Genomic DNA, 22,425 nt, shown 5'->3' with positions numbered 1-22,425 from the left:
CTATCCTCCGATCTGACGCCAGCGGCGCCCATCGCGATGCATCAGCATCAGGGCCTCTTCGGGTCCTGAGCTGCCCTGATCGTAGCGCGCGGGCCGGTCGCCGCGTTCTTCCCATCCGCGGATGATGGGGTCGACCCAGGCCCAGGCGGCCTCGGCCTCATCCCCGCGCATGAACAGGGTCTGGTCGCCGCGAATGACATCCATAACCAGCCGCTCATAAGCGTCCGGTGCCTGCTCGTCATCACCCAGCGCGTCAGCAAAACTCATATCAAGCGACACATCAGACAAGCGGAACCCGCCCGGCCCCGGATCCTTGATCGTGGTGCGCAAAGTGATGCCTTCATCGGGCTGCAGGCGGATCACCAGCACGTTGCCACGTAGCGGACCGACATTGGGAAAGATCGTGTGCGGCGGGTCGCGGAAGAACACCGCAATCTCGGATTCGCGCGCGCGCAAGCGTTTACCGGTACGCAGGTAGAACGGAACCCCGGCCCAGCGCCAGTTGCCCAGATGGACCTTGAGCGCAATGAAGCTTTCGGTACGGCTGGCGGAGTTGCCTACGTGGTCCAGATATCCGTCACCGCCCTTATCTGTCCGGTACTGACCGCGCGCTATGTCGGATTGCTCGACCGGTTCAAGCGCCTCGATCACCTTGACCTTTTCGTCGCGTACCGAATTGGGTGAGAATTTCGACGGCGGCTCCATCGCGGTGAGGCACAGAAGCTGAACCAAGTGGTTCTGGATCATGTCGCGCATCGCGCCGGACTGATCGTAATAAGCCCCGCGCCCTTCGACCCCAACCGTTTCTGCCACAGTAATCTGTACATGATCGACATGGGTTGCGTTCCACAGCGGCTCGAAAAGGGAATTAGCAAAGCGCAGTGCCATCAGGTTCTGCACGGTTTCCTTGCCCAGATAGTGGTCGATCCGGTAAATCTGATGTTCTTCAAAGCAGCCGCGCAGCCCTTCGTTCAGCGCCTTGGCCGAAGCCAAGTCATGGCCGAACGGTTTTTCGACAACAATCCTGCTGTCGGGGGTCGCAAGACCGTGATCCTGCAGTCGCTGAGCAATGCCGGAAAACAGGCTGGGACCTACCGACAGATAAAAGGCGCGCACGACATCGGGGCGCAGGGATTTGCTGAGCTTTTTCCACCCTGCATCCCCGAGCGCATCAACAGGCACATATTCAACGCGCGTCAGAAAACGGTCGAGTACATCCGGTGCAAATTCCGGAGCAAACTGCTGCATCGAGGCGCGAATTTGATCCCGGAAACCCGCATCGTCCATCTCGGACCGAGCGGTGGCAATGATGCGCGCATCTTCGGGCATCTGGCCTACTTCGAACCTGTGATACAGACCCGGCAAGATCTTTCGCTGCGCCAGATCACCGGTTGCGCCGAACAACACCAGATCAAACGGATGGACTGGTATTACGCGTGAGACCATCGCACGGCTCCTTTCGAGTTCATCGCGACCATCTTAACATGACGGCCTTCGCACATGGGAAACGCGCAGATACCGGCTCATGTTATCGCTAACATTCGCCGTTTCAATAAAAAGTCGCGGCTGGAAAATCAAGCGCTGATTTGCATCGGACCCATATTCCTGCAGGCCGCACCTCACCCCTGTTCACGCAGCCAGTCCATAACCTCAGGGCGAACGGTCTGTACGCCGCGGTGACGGGCATCGGCAATGATCTTGCGAACATCCTGCAGGTTTGACCGCAACAGCAGACTCTTGACCGGACCGATCGAGGCCGGGCGCATCGACAATGTGCGAATACCCATCGCAGCAAGGCACAGTGCCTCAACCGGGCGACCCGCATCTTCGCCACAAAAGCTGAGCGGGGTGTCCGAGATATTGCAACGTTCCACGATCCGCTCGATAAAGCTGAGGAAGCTGACATTCAGCGTGTCATAGCGGCGGCGCACCAGTTCGTTTTCGCGGTCGGCCGCAAAGAAGAACTGTTTCAGGTCATTGCCGCCGATCGAGATGAAATCCACCTCGTCAAAGAATTTCTGCGGCGCAAAGGCCAATGATGGCGTTTCCAGCATTGCGCCCACCTCGAGCGACTCGGGCAGGAGATGGCCCAGCCGCCTTTCGCGCTCGATGGTTTTATTCACCTCCCAGCGAGCCTCGCGATATTCTTCGGCCTGCGCAACGAAGGGGAACATGATGGTCAGCGGGCGACCATCTGCGGCGCGCAACAGGGCCTGCAACTGCATGCGCATGACGCCGCGTTTATCCAGACCGACCCGGATCGCACGCCAGCCAAGGGCCGGGTTCGGTTCCGCCACATGTTTCATATAAGGCAGCACCTTGTCCGAGCCGATATCGAGCGTGCGGAACACCACCCGCTTGCCCTGTGCGGCGTCGAGAACACGCTTGTACTGGCTGACAAGCTCGGACCGTTTGGGCATCTGGTTGCGCACCAAAAACTGCAATTCGGTGCGGAACAGGCCCACCCCTTCGGCCCCAGAGTTTCCAAGCGACGGCAGATCGGCCATCAGGCCCGCATTCATCACAAGATTGATCTGCGCACCGTCCTGCGTAACTGTCGGCGTTTCCCGGATCGAGGCATAGCGTTCCTGCGCCTTGGCCTGCATCGCGACCTTATCGCGAAATGCAGTGACCACGGTATCTTCGGGGCGCAGGTGAACAATACCTTCGTCCCCGTCGACCAGAATATGGTCTCCGTTCAGTGCCTCAGTCGTGATCCGGCCCACATGCACCACAAGCGGGATGGCAAGGGCACGGGCAACAATCGTCGCGTGGCTGCCGACCGAGCCTTCCTCAAGGACGATGCCTTTCAGCGAGCGGCCATATTCCAGTAGATCGCCGGGGCCGATATTGCGGGCGATCAGAATCGGGTCAGGCGGCAGATCAGCGGCGTCAGTTGCCCCCTGCCCCGTCAGGATGCGCAACAGCCGGTTACTGAGGTCATCCAGATCAGCCAGCCGTTCGCGCAGATAGGGGTCGGTGACCTGCTCCATACGGGCGCGGGCTTGCGACTGTTCTTTCTCCACTGCGGCTTCGGCGCTGAGGCCCAGGGCGATGTCCTCTTCCATGCGGCGCATCCAGCCCTTGGAATTGGCGAACATCCGGTAGGCTTCGAGAACCTTCAGCTGTTCCTTGTCGCCGTTCTGCGAGATCTCAAGCATCTTATCGACACCCACGCGCAGCTCTTCGACCGCATCAACCAGACGCTCGCGTTCGCGATGCGGGTCTTCGGCAATCGGATTTGTAACGACAACGCGGGGTTCGTGCAGCCAGACATGGCCTTCGGCTGCCCCCTCCTGCGCGGGGCCACCGCTCAGCTGTACCGATTGCTGGTGCAGGGGCGACAGCGCAGCGCCTTCGCCGACAAATGCGCCCAGCTCGGCCATTTCGGCCAGAACCATGGCAACAACCTCCAGCGCATAGACCTCATCCGCTGAAAACTCGCGCGCGTCGCGTGACTGGACAACCAGCACACCCAGTTTTTCGCCAAGCCGCTGCACCGGAACGCCAAGGAACGAGGAAAACCGTTCTTCGCCCGTTTCCGGCATATAGCGGAAGCCCTTGGCCGATGGCGCATCGGCTGTGTTGACCACCTTGCCGCTTTTAGCGACGCGGCCCACCAGCCCCTCGCCCATACGCATCCGGGTCTGATGCACCGCTTCGGGTGACAGACCTTCGGTTGCGCACAGTTCCAACGTGTCCTGATCCCGGAACAGGTAGATCGAGCAGACCTCGGCCCGGATGCTGTCCGCAATCAAGTGCGTAATCCGGTCAAGACGTTCCTGACCAGCGGCCTCGCTGGCCATCTCTTCGCGCAGCCGCCCCAGCAGCTTGCGGGATTCTGTTTCGGTGCCGTCTGCCATGGCCCAACCAAATTACGGTGTCAGACGTGACCCTTGGCCGATCAGCTCAGGCCGCCTTGTCCAATTCAAAGGCATCATGCAGTGCCTGAACAGCAAGTTCCATGTATTTCCTGTCGACAAGGACGGAAATTTTGATCTCGGAGGTTGTGATGACCTTGATGTTGATCCCCTCATCCGAGAGAACCTTGAACATTTTTGCCGCCACACCCGATTGCGAACGCATGCCGATGCCCACGACAGAGACTTTGCAGACGTCTTCGTCCGCAACCAGGTCGGCATAGTTCAGATCGCCTTTTTCCTTGATTGCCAGCAGCGCCTGTTCGGCGCGCGCCACCTGATTGGTGGGGCACGAAAAGGTCATGTCGGTGCGCCCTTCGTCCGAAATGTTCTGGACGATCATATCCACATTCACACCCTCTTCGCTGAGCGCGCTGAAGATGATCGACGCGATGCCCGGACGGTCGGCCACAGAGACCACGGTCATTTTGGCTTCGTCGCGGGAATAGGCCACACCGGCCACTACGTTGGATTCCATGATATCCTCCTCGTCGCAGACCAATGTGCCCGCATTGTCGGATTGTTCTTCGAAACTGGACAGCACTCGCAGACGCACCTTGTAGCGCATCGCCAGCTCGACCGAGCGGGTTTGCAGCACCTTGGCGCCCAGCGAGGCGAGTTCGAGCATTTCCTCGAACGAAATCTTTTCAAGCTTGCGCGCCTTGTCGCAGATGCGCGGGTCCGTGGTATAGACCCCATCCACATCCGTGTAGATGTCGCAGCGCTCGGCTTCGAAGGCTGCGGCAAATGCTACGGCGGTGGTATCTGACCCGCCCCGGCCCAGCGTTGTGATGCGGCCCTCAGGGCTGATGCCCTGGAAACCGGCCACAACGGCAACTTTCATGCCTTCGCCGAATTTCTGGTTGATATTATCGGTCGGGATCTCTTCGATCCGCGCCGATGAATGCGCGCCGTTGGTGATCAAAGGCACCTGCCAACCCTGCCAGCTGCGTGCAGGGATATCCATCTGCTGCAGCGTCAGGGACATCAGCCCAGCAGTCACATTTTCACCCGACGACACCACCGCATCATATTCACGGGCATCATAGAGCGGCGAGATCTCATCGACCCAGCCAACCAGTTCGTTGGTCTTGCCCGACATGGCCGACACAATCACAATGACATCATAGCCTTTGGCCACCTCAACACCGATGCGTTTGGCAGCACGGCGGATGCGGTCCAGGTTGGCGACGGATGTGCCGCCGAATTTCATCACGAGTACGGGCATGGGGGCTGTTGTCTCCGCGCCTTGGAATTCTGATCCCGTGCGTCTTATGCGAGGGGACGTGCAAGAGCAAGTGGGCAACCACGCGAAAGCCCGGCTTTACAATGTCAGGCCGGAGTGTCAGCGTAAATCCAACAATTTGCACCAAGAGGTTTACGATGCTCCGTTACGCTTTCGCCGTCGCAATGATATCGACATCAGCAACTGCACAGGTTGCATCGCTGACCGCAACCGATGGAAAAAACGCTCTTGGCACTGTGCCCTGTGCCGCTTTGGCGGGCGATCCGCTGCAAAGCTGCAATGCCGAATTGCGCCGCCACGACGATGGCACCGCGACATTGGCAGTGGCGTTACCAACCGGTACGGTGCGCAGCATCTACTTTATTGATGGCTTGCCAAGTTCCAGCAGTTCAGCGTCAAAACTGACTCATGAAACGCGCGGCGACCTGATGGTGATTTTCATCGATCCGGGCGAGATCTACGAGATCCCGACAGCGGCATTGAACACTCAATAGGCGTGCGGACGGCCGTCCCAGGTCTCGAAACATCCGGTGTTTTCAGGGCCGAGCACTGCGAACCGTTCGCTCAGGCCCGCGACGGCCTGAGCGGTGGTGATATCAGCGCGCACTCCACCCATATCGGTCTGCACCCAGCCCGGATGGTAGATACCAACCGCGATACCGTCTGCATGCAAATCCGTTGCCAGGTTGCGCCCCAAATTCAGCGCCGCCGCCTTGGAGGCGCGATAGATGTAGCTGCCGCCCGGCGCATGCGTATGCGAGGCCATCTGCGATGACAGGATCGCAACCTTGCCCTTCGCCGCCCGCAGATTGGGCAGCAGCGCCCGAACCGTAAGAAAGACACCGGTCACATTGATCGCAAAGCTTTGCGCCCACATTTCGGCCGGGTAACCGTCAATCGACTGCCCTTTGTCCAGATAGACACCAGCGTTGCAGATAAGCAGATCAACCGGCTGGCCGGCAAGACGCGCAGCCATGGCCTTGTGCTGCTCCGGGTCGGTGACATCGAGAGCCACCTGCGCAGTGCCGTCACGTGCGGTTCCGGTGACGCTGTGATCTTGCGCGCGATAGTAGTCCGCCAGGGATCGTCCTATGCCACGGCCAGCCCCGGTGATGACAACATGCACCGGTCAGTTCGTTTTGCGGGTTGGAATAAACGGCAGCGGCGCGACGGGCACGCCGTCTTCGATCAGCGCCTTGGCTTCTTCAAGCTTGGCCTCGCCATAAATCGGTCGGTCCTGTGCGTCACCCAGATGCATCTTGCGTGCCTCGGCGGCAAAATTCTTGCCCACATAGTCGGAATTCTCTTCGACCTTGCGGCGCAGCTCGGCCAGAACCTTTTCCACATCCGCAGCGGGCGGCTCGACCGCGATTTCGCTGTTTTGCGGCGGCGCAGGTTCGGTTGCGGGTTTGGCATTGCGCGCTGGGCGAACCCGGGGCGTCATGATCGCCTTTTCAACATGGACAGAGCCGCAGACGGCGCACGTTACCATACCCGCCGATGCCAGCTTGTCATAGGCATCTGCGGACTGAAACCAGCTGTCAAATACATGACCGTTGTCACATTTCAAAGCGTACTGAATCATCTGTCGTCCAATTGACCGGTTGGCAAATAGATACCGACCGGCATGGCAATATCAAGTCTTTCCAGTGGCCATTGGATTAGGATGTGGATCAAACCTCATCAATAGTGCGGCAAGATCGGGCTCTGACACGCTCAGCGCTGCTTTAACGGGCAGACACCATTTGCGGGATCGCTGGCCGCATTCCGGAAATTCAGACGCGATGCGGTCGACCCGCAAGGGGTATACATCGACCAGGCACATCCTGGCCCCTTTGCCAGCGCGTTGTTTGATATATGAAAACTGCCCTAGCCGGTTGGCCGCGCAAGACCCTCTGACCCCGGCCTCTTCCCAGGCTTCCTGAGCCGCGCTCTCGGACGGGCTGAGTCCATCCATCAGCCAGCCCTTGGGGATGATCCAGCGTCGGGAGCGGCGCTTGGTGATCAACAGCACCTCTGGCTGATCGCCAGTCATGCGGTAACACAAAGCGGCCGACTGGGACGCAACCGGAAGCTGCCCAGCGCTGGCCAAAATATGTGGCGAAAGCCTTGCGTTCATAACGCCGTCACGCCTTTCAATCGGGTATCAATGCCTGTTTTAACAGCCCATTTTTCTTTGTTTATCGGGCTGATAGGCAAAGGATACCACAGATGGCGCGATGCGCCAAGCCGGCGTCGCAAAGAGGATCAGTGCAGCATACGCTGCGACAGGCGCTGCACCAGATCGGCATGGGGAATATCGGCATCCATCGCCAGTCGGCGCAGCCCGAAATGGACCCGCGCCACCTGCTGATAATAGCGGGTATAGACGAAATTCGTACCACCCCCAGCAAGCGCCCCCAACAGAGGTACCGATTGCGCCGCCAGCTTCTGCCCCAAGACAACCGAAAGGCGCGGGGCAACCATAGTGATCATTTTTTGCATCGCCGGGCCGGTCAGGGTCAACCGAACCGAGAAAAATCCTAGGTCAGCCCCATCATCATGGGACATCGGTCCTGCTGCGGATAAGACACGGATACAGTCGAATTTGACGTTTTCTTCTGCCGGATCAAAGCCTTCGCTTGCCGCCGCGCCCTGAATCGCGCGCAGCAGCATGGCCGTTGTGGCAGGCAGTTCTATCAGCGCGGTCGAGACCCCCCCCAACCCGCCAGCAGCCCCCATAGCGGTTGTCACGGCGGTGTTGACCCATGGTTTTTGGTCCGGGATCGCCTGCCTGCTGCCCTGCGCGGCATGTGTGGCCAGCCAAAGCGCCTGTTCCGTGGCATCGGTCAGGCCCAGGCGCACCGGTTCGGGCAGCGTGTCCAACAGCGACTCCGCTGATCCGCCCAATCGGTTCAGCAGCTTGACCCCTGTTCCGCCTGCCGACCGGTAGTGCGCGGCCAACCGATCCAGTTCGGCCTCTGCATCAATTTTCTCGATCAGAACAACGTCTTGCATGCGGGTCCTCCTGATATTGAAACATTGGCACCTGACGGCGGTATTTCAATAGGTCAGCGGGTCCAGCGGGTGACGAGGCCAGCAATCCCGGCCCACGCGGCGTCGGCCAGTTCCATGCCCAGAATACGCTCGGGGTTGGTGGGTGGCGGCATCTCGACCCCGTGCAAACGCGTGAACCCAAATCGCGCGTAATAGGGGGCGTCGCCCACCAGCATCACCCGATCCCAGCCCTTGCGGCGACCAGTTTCAACCCCTTCGTGGATCAGGTATCCGCCCAGCCCCTCACCCTGATGGGTCGGGTGCACGGCCACAGGGCCCAGCAGCAGCGCGTCGTGATTGCCGATATGGACCGGCCAGAAGCGGATGGCACCGGCCAGGATACCCTGCCCGTCCCGCGCCACCTGCGACAAGCCCGCCACCGGTGGCACATCATCCCGCAGCCGATAGGACGACAGCGCCTCACGCCCCGGCGCAAAGCAGAGGTCATAGAGCGCCTCGACCTCCCACCAGTCGTCGGGCTCTTCCGGCCTGATACTGAACTGCTGCACCCCTGCCCTCATTTTCCTTGCTGGCATCCGCCCTAGCACTTCGCTACGTCTTGGGCAAACGCTTGGAGATAAGATGTTCTATCGACCCGAAGACGGCCATGGCCTGCCGCACAATCCGTTTAACGCCATCATCACGCCACGCCCTATCGGCTGGATTTCGACACGCGACGCGGATGGGATCAACAATCTGGCCCCTTATTCCTTTTTCAACGGCGTCGCCTACACCCCGCCGCAGGTGATGTTTGCCTCAACCGGCAGCAAGCAGGATCAGGATAGCGGCAAGGACAGCATCGCGAATATCGAGGCGACGGGCGTGTTCTGCGTCAATGTCGTAGGCTATGCCCATCGCGACGCGATGAATGCAAGCTCGGAGGGGCTGCCCAAACATATAGACGAGTTCGACCACGCGGGGCTGACACCGGTTGAGTGTGAAACGATCCCCTGCGCCCGGATCAAGGGCGCGCCCGCGGCGCTTGAATGCAAGCTGACCCAGATTGTCACCCTGCCGGGAGAAGCCAACCGGGCCGTGTTTGGTGAGGTCACGGGCGTTCATCTACAGGACGATCATATCCGCGATGGCAAGTTTGACGTGACATCCTTCCAACCGCTGGCACGGCTTGGATATCGGGACTACTCGGTCGTGACTGAATTGTTCAGCCTGACGCGACCTGATGACTGACGAGATCATCGGTTGCTCTGTCTGGATGACCCAGAGCGCTTAAAGCCATCAGCCGATCAGAAAAAAAGGCGGCCCCACAAGGCCGCCCTTTTGGAATTAATGCCCGCCCAGAATACCGGTGCGCACAGAATAGTCGACGGCCAGACCATAATCGGGGTCGTCGTCGCTATCGACCATCAGGTGGCCTGCTTTGTTCAGCAACCTGTGGCAATCGCGGCTGAGGTGGCGCAGCATGACGCGCTTGCCTGCGACCTCGTATTTACCTGCGATGTTTTCGATGGCCTGCAGGGCCGATTGGTCGACAACGCGGCTTTCGGCGAAATCGACGATGACGGTTTCGGGGTCGTTTGCCACGTCAAACAGCTCGATGAACCCCTCGGACGAACCGAAGAACAGCGGGCCCTGAATTTCATAAACCTTCGCGCCTTTTTCGGTCTCAGACTCGCGCGTGATCGCGTGGATACGTTTGGCGTTGTTCCAGGCATAGGCCAGCGCCGAGACAATCACACCGACGACAACGGCAACCGCGAGGTCCTCCATCACCGTGACCACGGTGACCAGCACGATGACGAATGCATCCATCATCGGCACCTTGCGCATGATGTTGAACGAGTTCCAGGCGAAGGTCCCGATCACAACCATGAACATCACGCCCACCAGCGCGGCCAGCGGGATCTGTTCGATCAGCGGGGCCGCGAACAGGATAAAGACCAGCAGGAAAAGCGCGGCCGCAATCCCAGCGACGCGGGTGCGTCCGCCCGATTTCACGTTGATCATCGACTGACCGATCATCGCGCAACCGCCCATGCCGCCGAAAAAGCCGGTGGCCACGTTGGACACGCCCTGAGCGATACATTCTTGCGAAGCACCGCCGCGTTTGCCGGTGATCTCACCCACAAGGTTCAGCGTTAGCAGCGATTCAATCAGGCCAATCGCGGCCAGAATAACGGCATAGGGCAGTATAATCTGAAAAGTTTCCCAAGTCAGCGGCACCATCGGGATGTGGAAGGACGGCAGGCCACCCTCGATCGAGGCCAGATCGCCCACACGCGGCACGTCCAGCCCCATGCCAATCACCAGCGCTGCAACCACAACGATCCCAGCCAGCGGCGCAGGCACGATACGGGTCAGGCGCGGCATGATCCAGATCACCGCCATCGTCAGCGCCACAAGACCCAGCATGGTATAAAGCTGCATGCCGGACAACCATTCTCCGCCACCCATACCATGGCCGGTGTTCTCCATGGAACCGGGCACTTTGAACTGCCCCAACTGGGCAAGGAAAATCACAATAGCCAGACCGTTTACAAAGCCCAGCATCACCGGATGCGGCACCAGACGGATAAAGCGGCCCCAATGCATGGCCCCAGCAATAACCTGCAGGATGCCCATCAAAACCACGGTCGCAAACAGGTATTCCACACCGTGCTGTGCAACTAGCGCCACCATGACCACAGCCAGCGCACCGGTCGCGCCCGAAATCATACCCGGACGCCCGCCAATCAGCGCAGTGATCAGCCCCACCATAAAGGCCGCGTAGAGCCCCACCAGCGGATGCACACCGGCCACAAAGGCAAAGGCCACAGCCTCGGGCACAAGGGCCAGCGCGACGGTGAGACCCGACAACAGTTCGATGCGCAAGCGCGATACGGTCAGCCCCTCGTCCGGCATCCAGCGCAGGTCGGGTATGGCTAGGCGATTGGCAAAGCTTGCCAGCAAGGCTCGGGGCATTGGACAGTCCTGTGGGTTCATATGTTCGCGCGAAAGGGGTCTTTTACCTGTGTTCCCCCGCACGAGCTACTGCGTTAGGCGGGAGGCAGCCATGCTGCAAGCGCATAGCTTGCCTCTCTCGACAACGTGACTTGAAGACCCCCGCCGCCATGCGCAACCTAGCTCCATGAGATGGTTTGTTCTTTTCCTTCTGGCCCCGCTTTCGGCATTTGCGCAGGATCGACAAGGGAATAACACCCCCAGCGACTGGCGCGTGACCCACTACGAAACCTTCGGCATCTGGAACTCGATCTGCGATGAGCGCGAGGAAGACGGCGCGTTGAAACAACGGTGTTACATCCGCTGGGCCGATGTGTTCTCGCTGCGCCCGAAATTTGCCGCCCAGTTCCTTTTTGTCACGCCGGCGCCCGACGGCTATCAGGTCGAGTTCGGGATCGAACCCGGCACCCTGTTCAGCCCCTCCGGGTTTCGCATCGATCAGGGCACAGACACGATCTGGCGCACTCGGCGCCCGGGCTGTCTGACCGGGTTGAGTTGCACGTTTCAGGGCCGCGCGGCGCAGACTGTGCTGGAGGCCATGCAGGCGGGCGACACCTATCGGTTTGTCTTTCGCGACCGTCATGGACAGTCGCAGAACCTGACATGGCCGCTGGAGGGATTTGGATCGGCCTGGGATGATTTTCGCGCACAGGCGCAGGCGCGCGGTCTGCTCGCGGCGGAATAGCCACCCGCCCCTTGCCAAAACCCACGCCAGCCCGCAGAAATCCGACATCATACACGCAAACGGAGAACAGCTGTGACCCAGACCAAAATTGCCGTCATTGGCGGATCGGGCATCTATGACATTGACGGGTTGGAAAACGCGGAATGGGTCAGCGTCGAAACCCCATGGGGCGCCCCTTCCGATCAGATTTTGACTGGGTCGCTGGACGGAGTTGCGATGGCGTTTCTACCCCGTCATGGGCGCGGCCATGTGCATTCTCCGACCGAGGTGCCCTATCGCGCCAATATCGACGCGCTGAAACGGCTGGGCGTGACGGATGTGATCTCGGTATCAGCCTGCGGGTCGTTCCGCGAACATATGGCGCCCGGAGATTTTGTGATCGTCGATCAGTTCATCGACCGAACTTTTGCACGGGATAAGAGCTTTTTCGGAACCGGCTGCGTGGCACATGTCAGCGTCGCCCACCCGACCTGCCCACGCCTGTCAGACGCTTGCGAGACGGCGGGCAAGGCTGCAGGCATCACGGTCCATCGGGGCGGCACCTATCTGGCTATGGAGGGGCCGCAGTTCTCGTCACTGGCTGAGTCCAAAATGTACCGCGAGCAATGGGGCTGCGATGTGATCGGGATGACCAATATGCCCGAAGCCAAGCTCGCCCGAGAGGCAGAGCTTTGCTACGCTTCCATCGCCATGGTCACGGATTACGACAGTTGGCACCCGGATCATGGTGAGGTCGACGTCACCGCTATTATTGCAACCCTGACCGGCAATGCCGAAAAAGGCCGCGCCTTGGTCAAGGGCTTGCCCAACCTGCTGGGGTCCGAACGCGCACCTTGTCCACATGGCTGCGACCGGGCGTTGGAATATGCCATTCTGACTGCACCCGAGAAACGCGATCCGGCGCTGCTGGCCAAGCTGGATGCTGTGGCGGGGCGAATCCTCTGATCCGCACCCGGTTATTGTGGTGGCAGGTTCGCCTGAACCTGCTGCCATAGCCCATGATCCCACAAGTCGTTGTGGGTGCCGTTTGGGATGACAATCAGGTTCACATTGTCGTTTGGAAGCGCCGCAAGCGCCTGGCCATGGTGTACGGGGACAACCTCGTCATTTGTTCCATGGAAAATCAGCGTCGGCACGTCGATATCGGCGATTATCTCTCGCGTCGCGAACCGATCCTGCATCAACAAATTGACAGGCAGCCAGGGGTAACGCTCGCCCGCGACGTCAACGGTGGCGGTAAAAGGGGCTTCCAGCACCAAAAGCTCGGCGTTTGGGCGCTGTGCTGCGACAGCAGCGGCCACACCTGTGCCCAAGCTTTGTCCGTGAAGAATGACCGGCGCACCCTGCGCATCCAACCAGTCGAACAGCTCTAGCCCATCTGAGATGAAAGCTGCCTCTGACGGCTGGCCTTCGCTGCCCGGAAACCCGCGATAGCTGGGCGCAAGCAGCCCATAACCGCTGTTGAGAATTTCGCGCATCCGGTCTGCCCGGTCGCCCAGATTGCCGCTCTGCCCGTGAAAGAACAGCACGGTGGGGGCACTCTCGGTTGCAGCAGGCGCGAGCCACACTGCCAATGTGGTGCCATCCGACATCGGCAGTGAAAGGGTTTCGACATTTGACAGGCCAACCTGATGCGGCGCGGGCAGCTCCCCGCCCGGCTTGAACAGCAGCTCCCGCTGGTTCAGGTACATGTAACCAACCGCGCCGGCATAAAGCAACAGGGCCAGGGCGATCACCGCACAGACGCCCCGTCTTACGCCCCCTGGTTTCAGCCGGGCATCATCTTTGCCCGGATATGCGCCTTCGGTCTGTACCATCAGCCCCTCCTTGATCAGTATCCCCAGTTTGGGGTTCAGCCCTGCGAAATCAAGAAACATGCCCGAAGCTTAACCTTGCCTTAAGGTTCCCCGAGCCTGCGGCCAAACGCCCGAGCCACAAACCGCTTGACGTTGGCCGGGGACCTGAGGCTTGCTGAGGCGCGTAAAAACGGGATGTCTCATGTCATTTGAACTCTGGCTGGCCTTTGTTGCCGCATCAACCGCCCTGTTGCTGATCCCGGGGCCTACAGTCTTGCTTGTTCTCAGCTACGCCCTGTCCAAGGGGCGCAGCGTTGCCGTTGCCTCGGCCACGGGGGTTGCGGCGGGGGATCTTCTGGCCATGACGGCCTCGCTGTTGGGGCTTGGGGCGCTGGTTCTGGCCTCGGCCACTCTGTTCACCACGCTGAAATGGGTGGGTGCAGCCTATCTGATCTGGATGGGCATCAAGCTGCTGCGAAGCGCCCCATCAGACGGCATGGCAACCGTTGCCACGCAGCGCAGCGTGACCGCGCGCAGCGTTTTTGGTCATACGGCGGCGGTGACGGCGCTGAACCCGAAATCTATCGCCTTTTTCATCGCGTTTGCGCCGCAATTTCTGCGCCCGGCAGAGCCACTGGGTCCGCAATTCGCCATTCTGATCGCCACGTTTGTGGGATTGGCCTGGTTGAACGCGCTGGCCTATGCGCTGCTTGCCGACCGCCTGCGCCGAATGATCGGACGCGCGGGCGTCATCACCGCGATGACGCGATTTGGCGGGCTGACCTTGATCGGGATGGGAATGGCCACGGCTGTTCTGCGGCGCCCGGCCTGATCCTGCATCGCAAAACAGGCTGCTTCTGCCCACTCTGAGGGGATTAGCGTTCCGCGTTTTCCTTCATGAACCCGCGTATGAAACGCCGGATTTCGCGCGCGGCTGAGGTATCAAGCTCTCTGCAAAGCCCGACAAAGGCGTCACGTTCATCTTTGTCCAGACGCAACACAAGCTGGCTGTTTTTCTTTGTAAAGCCCTTACCGTCTTTCTGTCCCACGTGTCTTGCCCTATCTAAATCTCAAGCATTTTGCGGTAATTTGTATATACAACGCATAACAAATGTATATATCCAAGCATCTAACACCCCCAAAAGGCATCAGGCAACGCCCCGTGATGTTGGTCTGTCATTTCTGTCGAGAAGCCAGCGAAAGCAGACTCGCCTTGCATGAACGGGCTGAATGGGCCAAACACCCGCGCGTGTCTGGCGCAAAAGGAATAGCCCATGTCGAGAAACAAATCGGTCAAGGACTACATTCGGACAATCGTTGATTTCCCCCATGAAGGGATCATGTTCCGCGATGTCACCACTTTGTTTGCCGACCCGCGCGGGTTTCGCATGGCGATTGACCAGATGCTGCACCCCTATGCTGGAGAGCAGATCGACAAAGTGGTCGGGCTTGAGGCGCGTGGCTTTATTCTGGGCGGGGCCATTGCCCATCAGCTGAGCGTCGGCTTCGTGCCCATCCGCAAAAAGGGCAAACTGCCCGGCACTACGATCAGCCAAGAATACAAGCTGGAGTATGGCGAGGCGATTGTCGAACTCCACGATGATGCCATCCAGCCTGGCGAAAAGATTCTTGTCGTCGATGACCTGCTGGCCACGGGCGGCACCGCAGCCGCTGGCATCAAGCTGATTGAACGGCTGGGCGGGCAGATCGTTTCCTGCGTGTTTGTGATCGACCTGCCGGAACTGGGCGGCCGCAAAGTGCTGGAAGAAATGGGCATGGACGTCCATGTCCTGTGCGAATTCGAGGGGCTTTGACGTCCCGCCATTCACGTTTTTGTGAGTGGCTTTTTCAATCCCTCCGGGCTTAGCGCGCTTTGATCTTGTTTCAAGCTGAGTTCCTTCACACATTCGGTGATCTTCCCGTCAGACAGCGGCGTACCCCGTTTGATGCCGACTGAGGCATTCTCAACAAGGGAAGTATCGTCATGTTTCGTAAAATCGCAGTTGCCGGTGTTGCCAGTATTCTTTTCAGCACAACCGCCATGGCAGACGGTCATGGGAAAGACATCGTGGATACTGCGGTGTCTGCAGGCAGTTTCTCAACCCTGGTGGCCGCCGTTCAGGCCGCTGAACTGGTCGACACACTGAAAGGCGACGGGCCGTTCACGGTCTTTGCCCCAACAGATGACGCATTCGCTGCGCTGCCCGAAGGCACGGTCGAAACGCTGCTGAAGCCCGAGAACAAGGACCAGCTAGTGGCCATTCTGACCTATCACGTGGTGCCGGGCAAAGTCATGTCGGGCGATTTGTCTGACGATATGACAGCTGCCACCGTTCAGGGTGGGGAGATCACCATCGATCTGGATTCCGGTGTGATGGTTAATGACGCCAACGTGGTTCAGGCTGATATCGAGGCTGAAAACGGCGTTATCCACGTCATCGACAAAGTGATCCTGCCCGCCTCCTGAGGCCTTTTCGGCGCGGCCTCATCAGGTCGCGCCTATCCTCTGAGCACCGCGCCGGGGTTCATGATCCCCTTTGGATCAAGTGCCGCTTTGATCACCCGCATTGCCTGCAATTTGGTCGGGTCGGCGTATTCCTCAAGATCTTCGACTTTGAGACGACCCACCCCGTGCTCGGCGCTAACCGACCCTCCGAACGCGTGAACCAGATCGTGAACCGCATGTTTGACCGCTTTGCGCTGTTGGTCAAACGCGCCCCTATCATGCCCTTTGGGCGGGAATACGTTATAGTGCAGATTGCCATCCCCCAGATGGCCAAAACAGTTGATCCGGAACGGGCCCAGCCCCTCAACCGTCTGCGCCCCGCGCTGGATGAATTCGGGAATGCGCGCGATGGGCACCGAGATATCATGGCTGGATACCGAGCCGATCATCCGGTTGGCCTCGGGGATGCGCTCCCGCACCGCCCACAGCTCAGCGCGCTGGGTTTCGTTCTGGGCGATCACACCATCGCTGACCAAACCCCGCACGACACCGGCCTGAAACAAGGCCTCAAGCGCCTCTGACGGGTTAAGACCCACTGGCAACCCAAACTCTGTCAGAACACACCATTCGGGCGCATCTTTAAACGGTTGCCGCACATCCGGCAGGGTTTCGGTCAGAAAATCCAGCCCCTGCTTGTGGATCAGCTCGAACGTGCTGACCGCCTCGCCCACCTGATCGCGCGCCAACGAGAGCAGATCAATGGCCGCTTCGGGGGACGACACCTGAAACACGGCTGTGCCAATGCCAGACGGGATCGGAAACAGCTTGAGCGCCGCTGCCGTGATGATGCCAAGCGTCCCCTCTGCACCGATCAGCAGGTTCCGCAGATCATAGCCGGTGTTGTCTTTCCTCAAGCGGCTCAGCCCGTGCCAGATCTCACCATTGGGCAAGACCGCCTCAAGCCCCAGGCACAGGTCGCGCGCATTGCCATAGCGCAGCACATTGACCCCACCCGCATTGGTCGCAAGATTGCCGCCAATGCGACATGACCCCTGCGCCGCAAGGGCCAGCGGGAACAGCCGATTTTCGGATTGGGCGGCGGTCTGCACATCCGACAGGATCGCCCCGGCCTCAACCTCCAGAATGTTCTCGGTCGGATAGATGCCACGGATCGCCGCCATCCGCTCGAGCGAGATAACAAGGGGTGCGGGTCCATTAGCCATCACCTGCCCGCCAACCAAACCGGTTCCCCCGCCATACGGGACAACCGGCACCTGAGCGTCGGACGCCAGCCGCACCAGCGCGGCTACTTCCTCAACCCGGCGCGGCAGGGACAACAGGCCAATATGTCCGGCAAACCTTCCGCGCGGCTCTTCCAGATAGCGTGGCTCAACCGGGCGCAGAACATCGTCGCCCAGCTGTGCGCGGATACGATCGGCAAAACTCTGATCGGCTGACTGCAAACTCATAGCATTTCAATGCCCAAGCTCGGTTGCCGGGGCAAGCCCTATTCCAGCTCGATCAGATAGCGCGGCTCCAGCACCACCACGGTTGGCCTGCTGGGCAATGTGCGCAGCGAGACCTCAATCTCGGAAATCCCCTGCCGCTCGACCACGAAATCATCCCGTATGCCCTCCAGAAAACGCGCCAGTGAGTAGTCCGAGAACCAATGCATCGGAATGATGACCGCGCTTTTCAGCCGCCGCAGCACCGTGATCATCTCGGGCAGCGGCATGGTCGTGCCACCATCCACTGCGGCCATCACCACATCCAGCCGCCCCAGCGCGGCAAACTGCGCCTCGGACGGGATGTGATGCAGGTGTCCCAGATGGCCGATACACAGCCCTTCGACCTCGAACACAAAGATCGAATTGCCGCGCTCCTCCAACCCGGCATAGGCCGAACGAATATCGGTCGACACATTCCGGACCAGCATCTCGCCCAAATCCAGATGATGTTCGATCCCCTGCCCGAATTCGCCCCAGCCTGGCAACACATGCGGAATCGCCGGATCAGGATGCGCGGTCCAATGGGTGCTATGTGCATGGTTCATGGTGACCACATCCGGGATCAGATCAGCGCCGCCAATAAACCCGGTAAAGTCGGTCACCGCATTCAGTCCGCCCGGCGTCTGGATCAGAAACGAGGCATGCGCGACATAGCTGATCCGAACTGAGAACTCGGACACCGGATCGCTCCACGCGGCTCTGTGGACGTATTCAATCCCAGGTGTGGCATCTGCAATGGCAATGCAATGGCTTGGCCGCCGCTCCTCAGCAACAGCCATATTCGCACTCACCATCAAGGCCGCGATGATCCAACGCATGACCCGAGTGTAGCGCAGAACGCCCACAAGTCATGCCCCTTGTTCATCTGACCCGAATTTCGCGGAGCTTGGGGCGGCCATCTATCCCGCGTCAGTCTTCCCGCGCCGGTCAGATCGCAAACTGGCATAGAGCACATGCGTTCGCCACCGCCCGTTGATCTGCAAATAAGACTGCGCCACGCCTTCATATTTAAAGCCGGAGCTTTCCAGCAATCCCCGCGACGCCGCGTTTTCAGGCAGGCACGCAGCCTCAATCCGGCTGAGATCAAGCCGTGCAAAGGCATAATGCACCACCGCGCCAATCGCCTCGCGCATATAGCCCTGGCGGGCAAAGGCCTGCCCTGTCCAATAGCCCAGTGTTCCCGCCTGCGCCGGCCCGCGGCGCACATTGTCCAAGGTAATCGCCCCCATCAGCACATCATCGCTGCGGCGAAACAGAAACAACGGGATGGCTGTTCCGCTGGCCACCGAACGCTGCGCCCAATAGACCCGGTTGGTGAACGATTTGCGGCTCAGGTGATCCTTGGCCCAGATCGGTTCCCAAGGGGTCAGGTAATCGCGCGAGGCCCGACGCAGCGCAGACCAGTCGTGAAAATCGGAATGCACCGGCGGGCGCAGGCTCAACCGCTCGGTTTCAAGTTTCAGCTTGCGTCGGCCCAACAGCATCACGCCGCTCGCCTCTCCTGCAGTTCGGTCAGCGTGGGTGCCCCGGTAACCGGTCCATACAGAGCCAGCGCCGCGGGCGCTTGTACGGCCATATCCTCAGCAAAGGCCCGCACATCCCCGGTGCTGACCGCATCGATCTTGGCAACGGTATCTTCCAACGAGGGCACGCGATCCCAAATCTGCACCAGACGCGCCAGACGTTCGGCGCGGTTCGATGGGCTTTCCAGCCCCATCAGCATACCTGCCTTCATCTGGGCGCGGGCGCGGGCGACCTCTTCCGCGCTCATATCTTCGGCGGCACGTTTCATCTCATCAATGGTGATGGTCGCCAGTTCGCCGATCTGATCGGCAGACGTTCCGGCATAGATCGTGGTTGTGCCGGTGTCCGCATAGGCCCCGGTTTGCGCAAAGATCGTATAGCACAGGCCACGGCTTTCACGGACTTCCTGAAACAGACGCGAGGACATGCCCCCGCCCAGCGCAGTCGAATATATCTGAGCGGTATAGATCGCATCGTCGCGATAGCCGGGGCTTTCCAAAGCCAGTGCGAAATGAGCCTGTTCCAGCTCTTTCTCTTGCCGCGCCTCGCCACCGGTGAACCGCGCAACCTCGGGGATCAGACCCTTGCGCGGTTTCAGATGGCCAAACATCTCTTCGGCCATTTTCATCAGCGCATCATGATCCACGGCGCCAGCCGCCGACAGGATCATCTGCTCGGGCCCGTAATGCTCGGCCACAAAACCCGACAGGTCCTCACGCGAAAAAGCGCTGACCCGCTCGGTCGGCCCCAGAATGGTGCGGCCCAGAGGTTGATCGTGATAACTCTGCTCTTGCAGCCAGTCGAAAATCACATCGTCGGGCGTGTCATAGGCCTGCCCGATCTCCTGCAGGATCACGCCGCGCTCAACCTCGATCTCGCGCGGATCAAAGATCGGGTTCAGAACGATGTCGCCGATCACATCCATGGCCAGCGCCACGTCGTCCTTCAGAACGCGCGCGTAGTACGCCGTCACCTCGCGCGAGGTATAGGCGTTGATGTATCCGCCCACATCTTCGATCGCCTCGGCGATCTGCAGCGCCGAGCGGCGCTCGGTTCCCTTGAACGCCATATGTTCAAGAAAATGCGCGATACCGTTCTGTTCGATCCGCTCATGCCGCCCGCCGGCGGTCACCCAGATGCCGATGGCCGCTGATTGCAGCCCCGGCATATGTTCACTGACGATCCGGAATCCGTTCTTCAGTTGGTCTTGTCTGACAGTCACTCAGCGATGTGCCTTTTGATATGATCCTCAAGGGCCCCCAGATCGTTGGCAATCCGCGTCACCCGTTCCGGACGTTCATACAGATCAGACATACGGGATGGAAGAGGCGGATGTTCGCCTGACGCCTTCTCAACCGCAGCCGGGAATTTCGCCGGATGCGCAGTGGCCAGCGTGATCATCGGCACGTCCGCCGCGCGGTGTTCTTCGGCGACTTTGATGCCAACGGCAGTGTGCGGACAGACCAGTTCAGCGCTGTGGGCCAGCGTGTGTTTGATCGCCGCCAGTGTCTCATCCTCGGACACGCGGCCCGAGTCAAAGCTCTCAGCCAAAGCCTGCATCGCGCCCTGGCTGACGTTGAAGCCACCGGTCTTGAGCTCATCCATCAGCTGCGCCACGGCACTGCCATCCTCGCCATATGCATAATACAGCGCCCGCTCAAAGTTCGAGCTGACCTGAATATCCATCGACGGGCTGATCGAGGGGATGGTGTCGCCCTTGAAATACCCCTCGCCCGAGAGGCAACGATGCAGAATGTCGTTCTGATTGGTCGCTACAACTAGACGGTCGATGGGCAGGCCCATACGTTTGGCAAGATAACCTGCGAAGATGTCGCCGAAATTTCCGGTCGGCACGGTGAAGCTGACCTTGCGTTGCGGCGCACCCAGGCTGACCGCCGCCGAAAAATAATACACGATCTGCGCCAGAACGCGGGCAAAGTTGATCGAATTCACGCCGGCCAGTTTCACGCTGTCGCGAAAGTCGAAATCGTTGAACATATCTTTGAGCGCAGCCTGGCAATCGTCGAAATCCCCATCGACCGCCAGCGCGTGCACATTGCTGTCGGCAGGTGTCGTCATCTGGCGGCGCTGTACTTCAGACACGCGACCATGAGGGAACAGGATGAACACATCCACCGCGTCCAGCCCACGGAAAGCCTCGATCGCCGCCGAGCCCGTATCACCGCTGGTCGCACCAACGATGGTCACGCGATCCCCACGCCGTTTCAGCGCCACCTGGAACAGCTGACCAATCAGCTGCATGGCAAAGTCTTTGAAGGCGAGTGTCGGCCCGTGGAACAGTTCCAGCAGAAAGTGGTTCTCGTTCAGCTGCTTCAATGGCGCGCGGGCGTCATGGCCAAAGCCTGCATAAGCGCGGGCAATGATCTCTTTGAACTCACCCTCACCGAAGGACCCGCTGACATAGGGCCACATCACGCGAAAGGCGATCTCTTCATATGGCAGACCGGCCAGAGCGGCGATCTCATCCTGTGACATCACCGGAATCTCAGCGGGTAGATACAGGCCGCCATCGCGGGCCAGCCCGGTCAGCATCGCCTCTTCAAAGGTCAGTTCGGGCGCCTGCCCGCGGGTCGAGATGTATTTCATCGCTCGTCACTCTCAGAATTGGCGCGGTTGCGCCACAGGAAATAACCGGTCATCGCGGCCCAGACCAGAGCCAGACCAAACCAGGTGATTGCATATTGCAGGTGATCATTCGGAATGCCGACCGTGTCGACCGGCAGAGGCGTGACCGCCGGATCAGTCTCAGACCGCGCGATCAACAACACCGGCTCTGCCCCCAGCGCGGCGGCCAGTGCAGGCACATCGCGGGCGAACCAGATGTTGTCGTCAATATCTGGCTCAGGCGTATAGCTGTCGATCTCATCGGGCCAGTGCAGATTGCCGGTGATCTCCATCGGACCGGACCGGCGCACGGCCTGCTTTGCGGTCACAGGCACAAAGCCCCGATCCACCAGAATAGTCCTGCCCTCCATGCGGAGCGGCTGGATGATCCGATATCCAGCCCCAACTTGCTTGACCGAGACCAGAACGTGAATCTCATCGGGTAGCATCTCGCCCGTAACCATCACAGGCAGGTATTTGTCGGCCTCCTCAGAAACCTCTGCAGGCAGCCCGACCGGCTCGGCAGAAATCCGGCTTTCGATCTCGGCCAGCACACCCTGTTTCCACGCCAATCGCTGCACCTGCCAGATGCCCAGCGACAGCAGCACACCCAAACCGGCGAGGCCGAAGATCAGCAGGAACAGAATGCGACGCATGATGGGACGAGACCTTGTTGCGGAA

At 59.8% G+C, this 22,425-nt stretch carries 24 protein-coding genes; 7 read left to right on the top strand and 17 right to left on the bottom strand.

The genetic code is table 11. The features are described 5' to 3' along the window. The 3 genes from zwf to ACR0I7_RS11350 form a co-directional block, all read right to left on the bottom strand. Entirely contained in the window at positions 1-1,446 is a 1,446-nt protein-coding gene (gene zwf / locus ACR0I7_RS11360) for a glucose-6-phosphate dehydrogenase (protein WP_480511050.1), read from the bottom strand. 173 nt (positions 1,447-1,619) lie between these two features. Next, a complete protein-coding gene (gene ptsP, locus ACR0I7_RS11355; RefSeq protein WP_480511049.1) occupies positions 1,620-3,863 on the bottom strand; it encodes a phosphoenolpyruvate--protein phosphotransferase in 2,244 nt (747 codons plus the stop codon). A 46-nt stretch (positions 3,864-3,909) separates the two neighbouring features. Continuing rightward, complete coding sequence (locus ACR0I7_RS11350; RefSeq protein ID WP_480511046.1) at positions 3,910-5,148, bottom strand: aspartate kinase; 1,239 nt, start codon at positions 5,146-5,148, stop codon at positions 3,910-3,912. Between the two features lie 155 nt (positions 5,149-5,303). On the opposite strand from ACR0I7_RS11350, the gene ACR0I7_RS11345 reads away from it, so the two are divergent. Continuing rightward, entirely contained in the window at positions 5,304-5,660 is a 357-nt protein-coding gene (locus tag ACR0I7_RS11345; protein ID WP_480511044.1) for a hypothetical protein, read from the top strand. Here ACR0I7_RS11345 and ACR0I7_RS11340 read toward each other — a convergent pair. The 5 genes from ACR0I7_RS11340 to ACR0I7_RS11320 all read right to left on the bottom strand — a co-directional run bounded on the left by ACR0I7_RS11340 (position 5,654) and on the right by ACR0I7_RS11320 (position 8,723). Further along, complete coding sequence (locus tag ACR0I7_RS11340; protein WP_480511042.1) at positions 5,654-6,292, bottom strand: SDR family NAD(P)-dependent oxidoreductase; 639 nt, start codon at positions 6,290-6,292, stop codon at positions 5,654-5,656. The genes ACR0I7_RS11345 and ACR0I7_RS11340 overlap by 7 nt on opposite strands. Before the next feature lie 3 nt (positions 6,293-6,295). After that, positions 6,296-6,751, bottom strand: a complete 456-nt coding sequence (locus ACR0I7_RS11335; RefSeq protein ID WP_480511040.1) for a DUF1178 family protein — start codon at positions 6,749-6,751, stop codon at positions 6,296-6,298. A gap of 51 nt (positions 6,752-6,802) precedes the next feature. Further along, on the bottom strand, positions 6,803-7,285 hold the full coding sequence (locus tag ACR0I7_RS11330; protein ID WP_480511038.1) for an NUDIX hydrolase: 483 nt from the start codon (positions 7,283-7,285) through the stop codon (positions 6,803-6,805). Between the two features lie 128 nt (positions 7,286-7,413). Continuing rightward, complete coding sequence (locus ACR0I7_RS11325; RefSeq protein ID WP_480511036.1) at positions 7,414-8,163, bottom strand: EcsC family protein; 750 nt, start codon at positions 8,161-8,163, stop codon at positions 7,414-7,416. 53 nt (positions 8,164-8,216) lie between these two features. Next, positions 8,217-8,723, bottom strand: coding sequence for a GNAT family N-acetyltransferase (locus tag ACR0I7_RS11320; RefSeq protein ID WP_480511173.1), 507 nt, complete (start codon positions 8,721-8,723; stop codon positions 8,217-8,219). Positions 8,724-8,784: 61 nt separating this feature from the next. Here ACR0I7_RS11320 and ACR0I7_RS11315 point away from each other — a divergent pair, with 61 nt between their 5' ends. Continuing rightward, the gene (locus tag ACR0I7_RS11315; protein WP_480511034.1) at positions 8,785-9,390 is read left to right on the top strand and encodes a flavin reductase family protein; all 606 of its coding nucleotides are present in this window, start codon (positions 8,785-8,787) and stop codon (positions 9,388-9,390) included. 96 nt (positions 9,391-9,486) lie between these two features. Here ACR0I7_RS11315 and ACR0I7_RS11310 read toward each other — a convergent pair whose 3' ends face one another. Next, positions 9,487-11,121 carry a SulP family inorganic anion transporter gene (locus ACR0I7_RS11310; protein ID WP_480511032.1) on the bottom strand — a complete coding sequence of 545 codons (1,635 nt, stop codon included), beginning with the start codon at positions 11,119-11,121 and terminating at the stop codon, positions 9,487-9,489. Positions 11,122-11,287: 166 nt separating this feature from the next. Here ACR0I7_RS11310 and ACR0I7_RS11305 point away from each other — a divergent pair, with 166 nt between their 5' ends. Both ACR0I7_RS11305 and ACR0I7_RS11300 read left to right on the top strand, forming a co-directional pair. After that, positions 11,288-11,845, top strand: coding sequence for an invasion associated locus B family protein (locus tag ACR0I7_RS11305; protein ID WP_480511031.1), 558 nt, complete (start codon positions 11,288-11,290; stop codon positions 11,843-11,845). 72 nt (positions 11,846-11,917) lie between these two features. Beyond that, positions 11,918-12,790, top strand: a complete 873-nt coding sequence (locus tag ACR0I7_RS11300; RefSeq protein ID WP_480511029.1) for an S-methyl-5'-thioadenosine phosphorylase — start codon at positions 11,918-11,920, stop codon at positions 12,788-12,790. 11 nt (positions 12,791-12,801) lie between these two features. On the opposite strand, the gene ACR0I7_RS11295 is transcribed toward ACR0I7_RS11300, so the two are convergent. After that, positions 12,802-13,722 (bottom strand): alpha/beta hydrolase, encoded by a 921-nt coding sequence (locus ACR0I7_RS11295; RefSeq protein ID WP_480511027.1) that lies wholly within the window; start codon positions 13,720-13,722, stop codon positions 12,802-12,804. A 121-nt stretch (positions 13,723-13,843) separates the two neighbouring features. Between ACR0I7_RS11295 and ACR0I7_RS11290 the strand changes: the two genes are divergently transcribed. Beyond that, positions 13,844-14,473, top strand: a complete 630-nt coding sequence (locus ACR0I7_RS11290; RefSeq protein WP_480511026.1) for a LysE family translocator — start codon at positions 13,844-13,846, stop codon at positions 14,471-14,473. Between the two features lie 43 nt (positions 14,474-14,516). On the opposite strand, the gene ACR0I7_RS11285 is transcribed toward ACR0I7_RS11290, so the two are convergent. Then, positions 14,517-14,690 (bottom strand): hypothetical protein, encoded by a 174-nt coding sequence (locus tag ACR0I7_RS11285; protein ID WP_480511024.1) that lies wholly within the window; start codon positions 14,688-14,690, stop codon positions 14,517-14,519. Between the two features lie 225 nt (positions 14,691-14,915). On the opposite strand from ACR0I7_RS11285, the gene ACR0I7_RS11280 reads away from it, so the two are divergent. Both ACR0I7_RS11280 and ACR0I7_RS11275 read left to right on the top strand, forming a co-directional pair. Next, positions 14,916-15,455 carry an adenine phosphoribosyltransferase gene (locus ACR0I7_RS11280; protein WP_480511022.1) on the top strand — a complete coding sequence of 180 codons (540 nt, stop codon included), beginning with the start codon at positions 14,916-14,918 and terminating at the stop codon, positions 15,453-15,455. Positions 15,456-15,625: 170 nt separating this feature from the next. Then, positions 15,626-16,108, top strand: a complete 483-nt coding sequence (locus ACR0I7_RS11275) for a fasciclin domain-containing protein (protein WP_480511019.1) — start codon at positions 15,626-15,628, stop codon at positions 16,106-16,108. A gap of 32 nt (positions 16,109-16,140) precedes the next feature. Here the strand turns inward: ACR0I7_RS11275 and ACR0I7_RS11270 are convergent, their stop codons facing one another. The 6 genes from ACR0I7_RS11270 to ACR0I7_RS11245 form a co-directional block, all read right to left on the bottom strand. Beyond that, the gene (locus ACR0I7_RS11270; protein WP_480511017.1) at positions 16,141-17,556 is read right to left on the bottom strand and encodes an FAD-binding oxidoreductase; all 1,416 of its coding nucleotides are present in this window, start codon (positions 17,554-17,556) and stop codon (positions 16,141-16,143) included. A 38-nt stretch (positions 17,557-17,594) separates the two neighbouring features. Continuing rightward, positions 17,595-18,413, bottom strand: coding sequence for an MBL fold metallo-hydrolase (locus ACR0I7_RS11265; protein WP_480511016.1), 819 nt, complete (start codon positions 18,411-18,413; stop codon positions 17,595-17,597). A gap of 81 nt (positions 18,414-18,494) precedes the next feature. Continuing rightward, positions 18,495-19,079, bottom strand: coding sequence for a GNAT family N-acetyltransferase (locus tag ACR0I7_RS11260; protein ID WP_480511013.1), 585 nt, complete (start codon positions 19,077-19,079; stop codon positions 18,495-18,497). Further along, positions 19,079-20,341: a M16 family metallopeptidase gene (locus ACR0I7_RS11255; protein WP_480511011.1), complete on the bottom strand. Its 1,263-nt coding sequence runs from the start codon at positions 20,339-20,341 to the stop codon at positions 19,079-19,081. The genes ACR0I7_RS11260 and ACR0I7_RS11255 overlap by 1 nt, the downstream gene beginning before the upstream one ends. Continuing rightward, positions 20,338-21,726 carry a threonine synthase gene (gene thrC / locus ACR0I7_RS11250; protein ID WP_480511009.1) on the bottom strand — a complete coding sequence of 463 codons (1,389 nt, stop codon included), beginning with the start codon at positions 21,724-21,726 and terminating at the stop codon, positions 20,338-20,340. The genes ACR0I7_RS11255 and thrC overlap by 4 nt, the downstream gene beginning before the upstream one ends. Beyond that, positions 21,723-22,400, bottom strand: coding sequence for an SURF1 family protein (locus ACR0I7_RS11245; RefSeq protein WP_480511007.1), 678 nt, complete (start codon positions 22,398-22,400; stop codon positions 21,723-21,725). The genes thrC and ACR0I7_RS11245 overlap by 4 nt, the downstream gene beginning before the upstream one ends. Positions 22,401-22,425 lie beyond the last annotated feature (25 nt).

The sequence above is a fragment of the Ruegeria sp. AM1 genome, from assembly GCF_056540745.1.
This window is presented reverse-complemented; position numbering and strand designations above follow the sequence as displayed.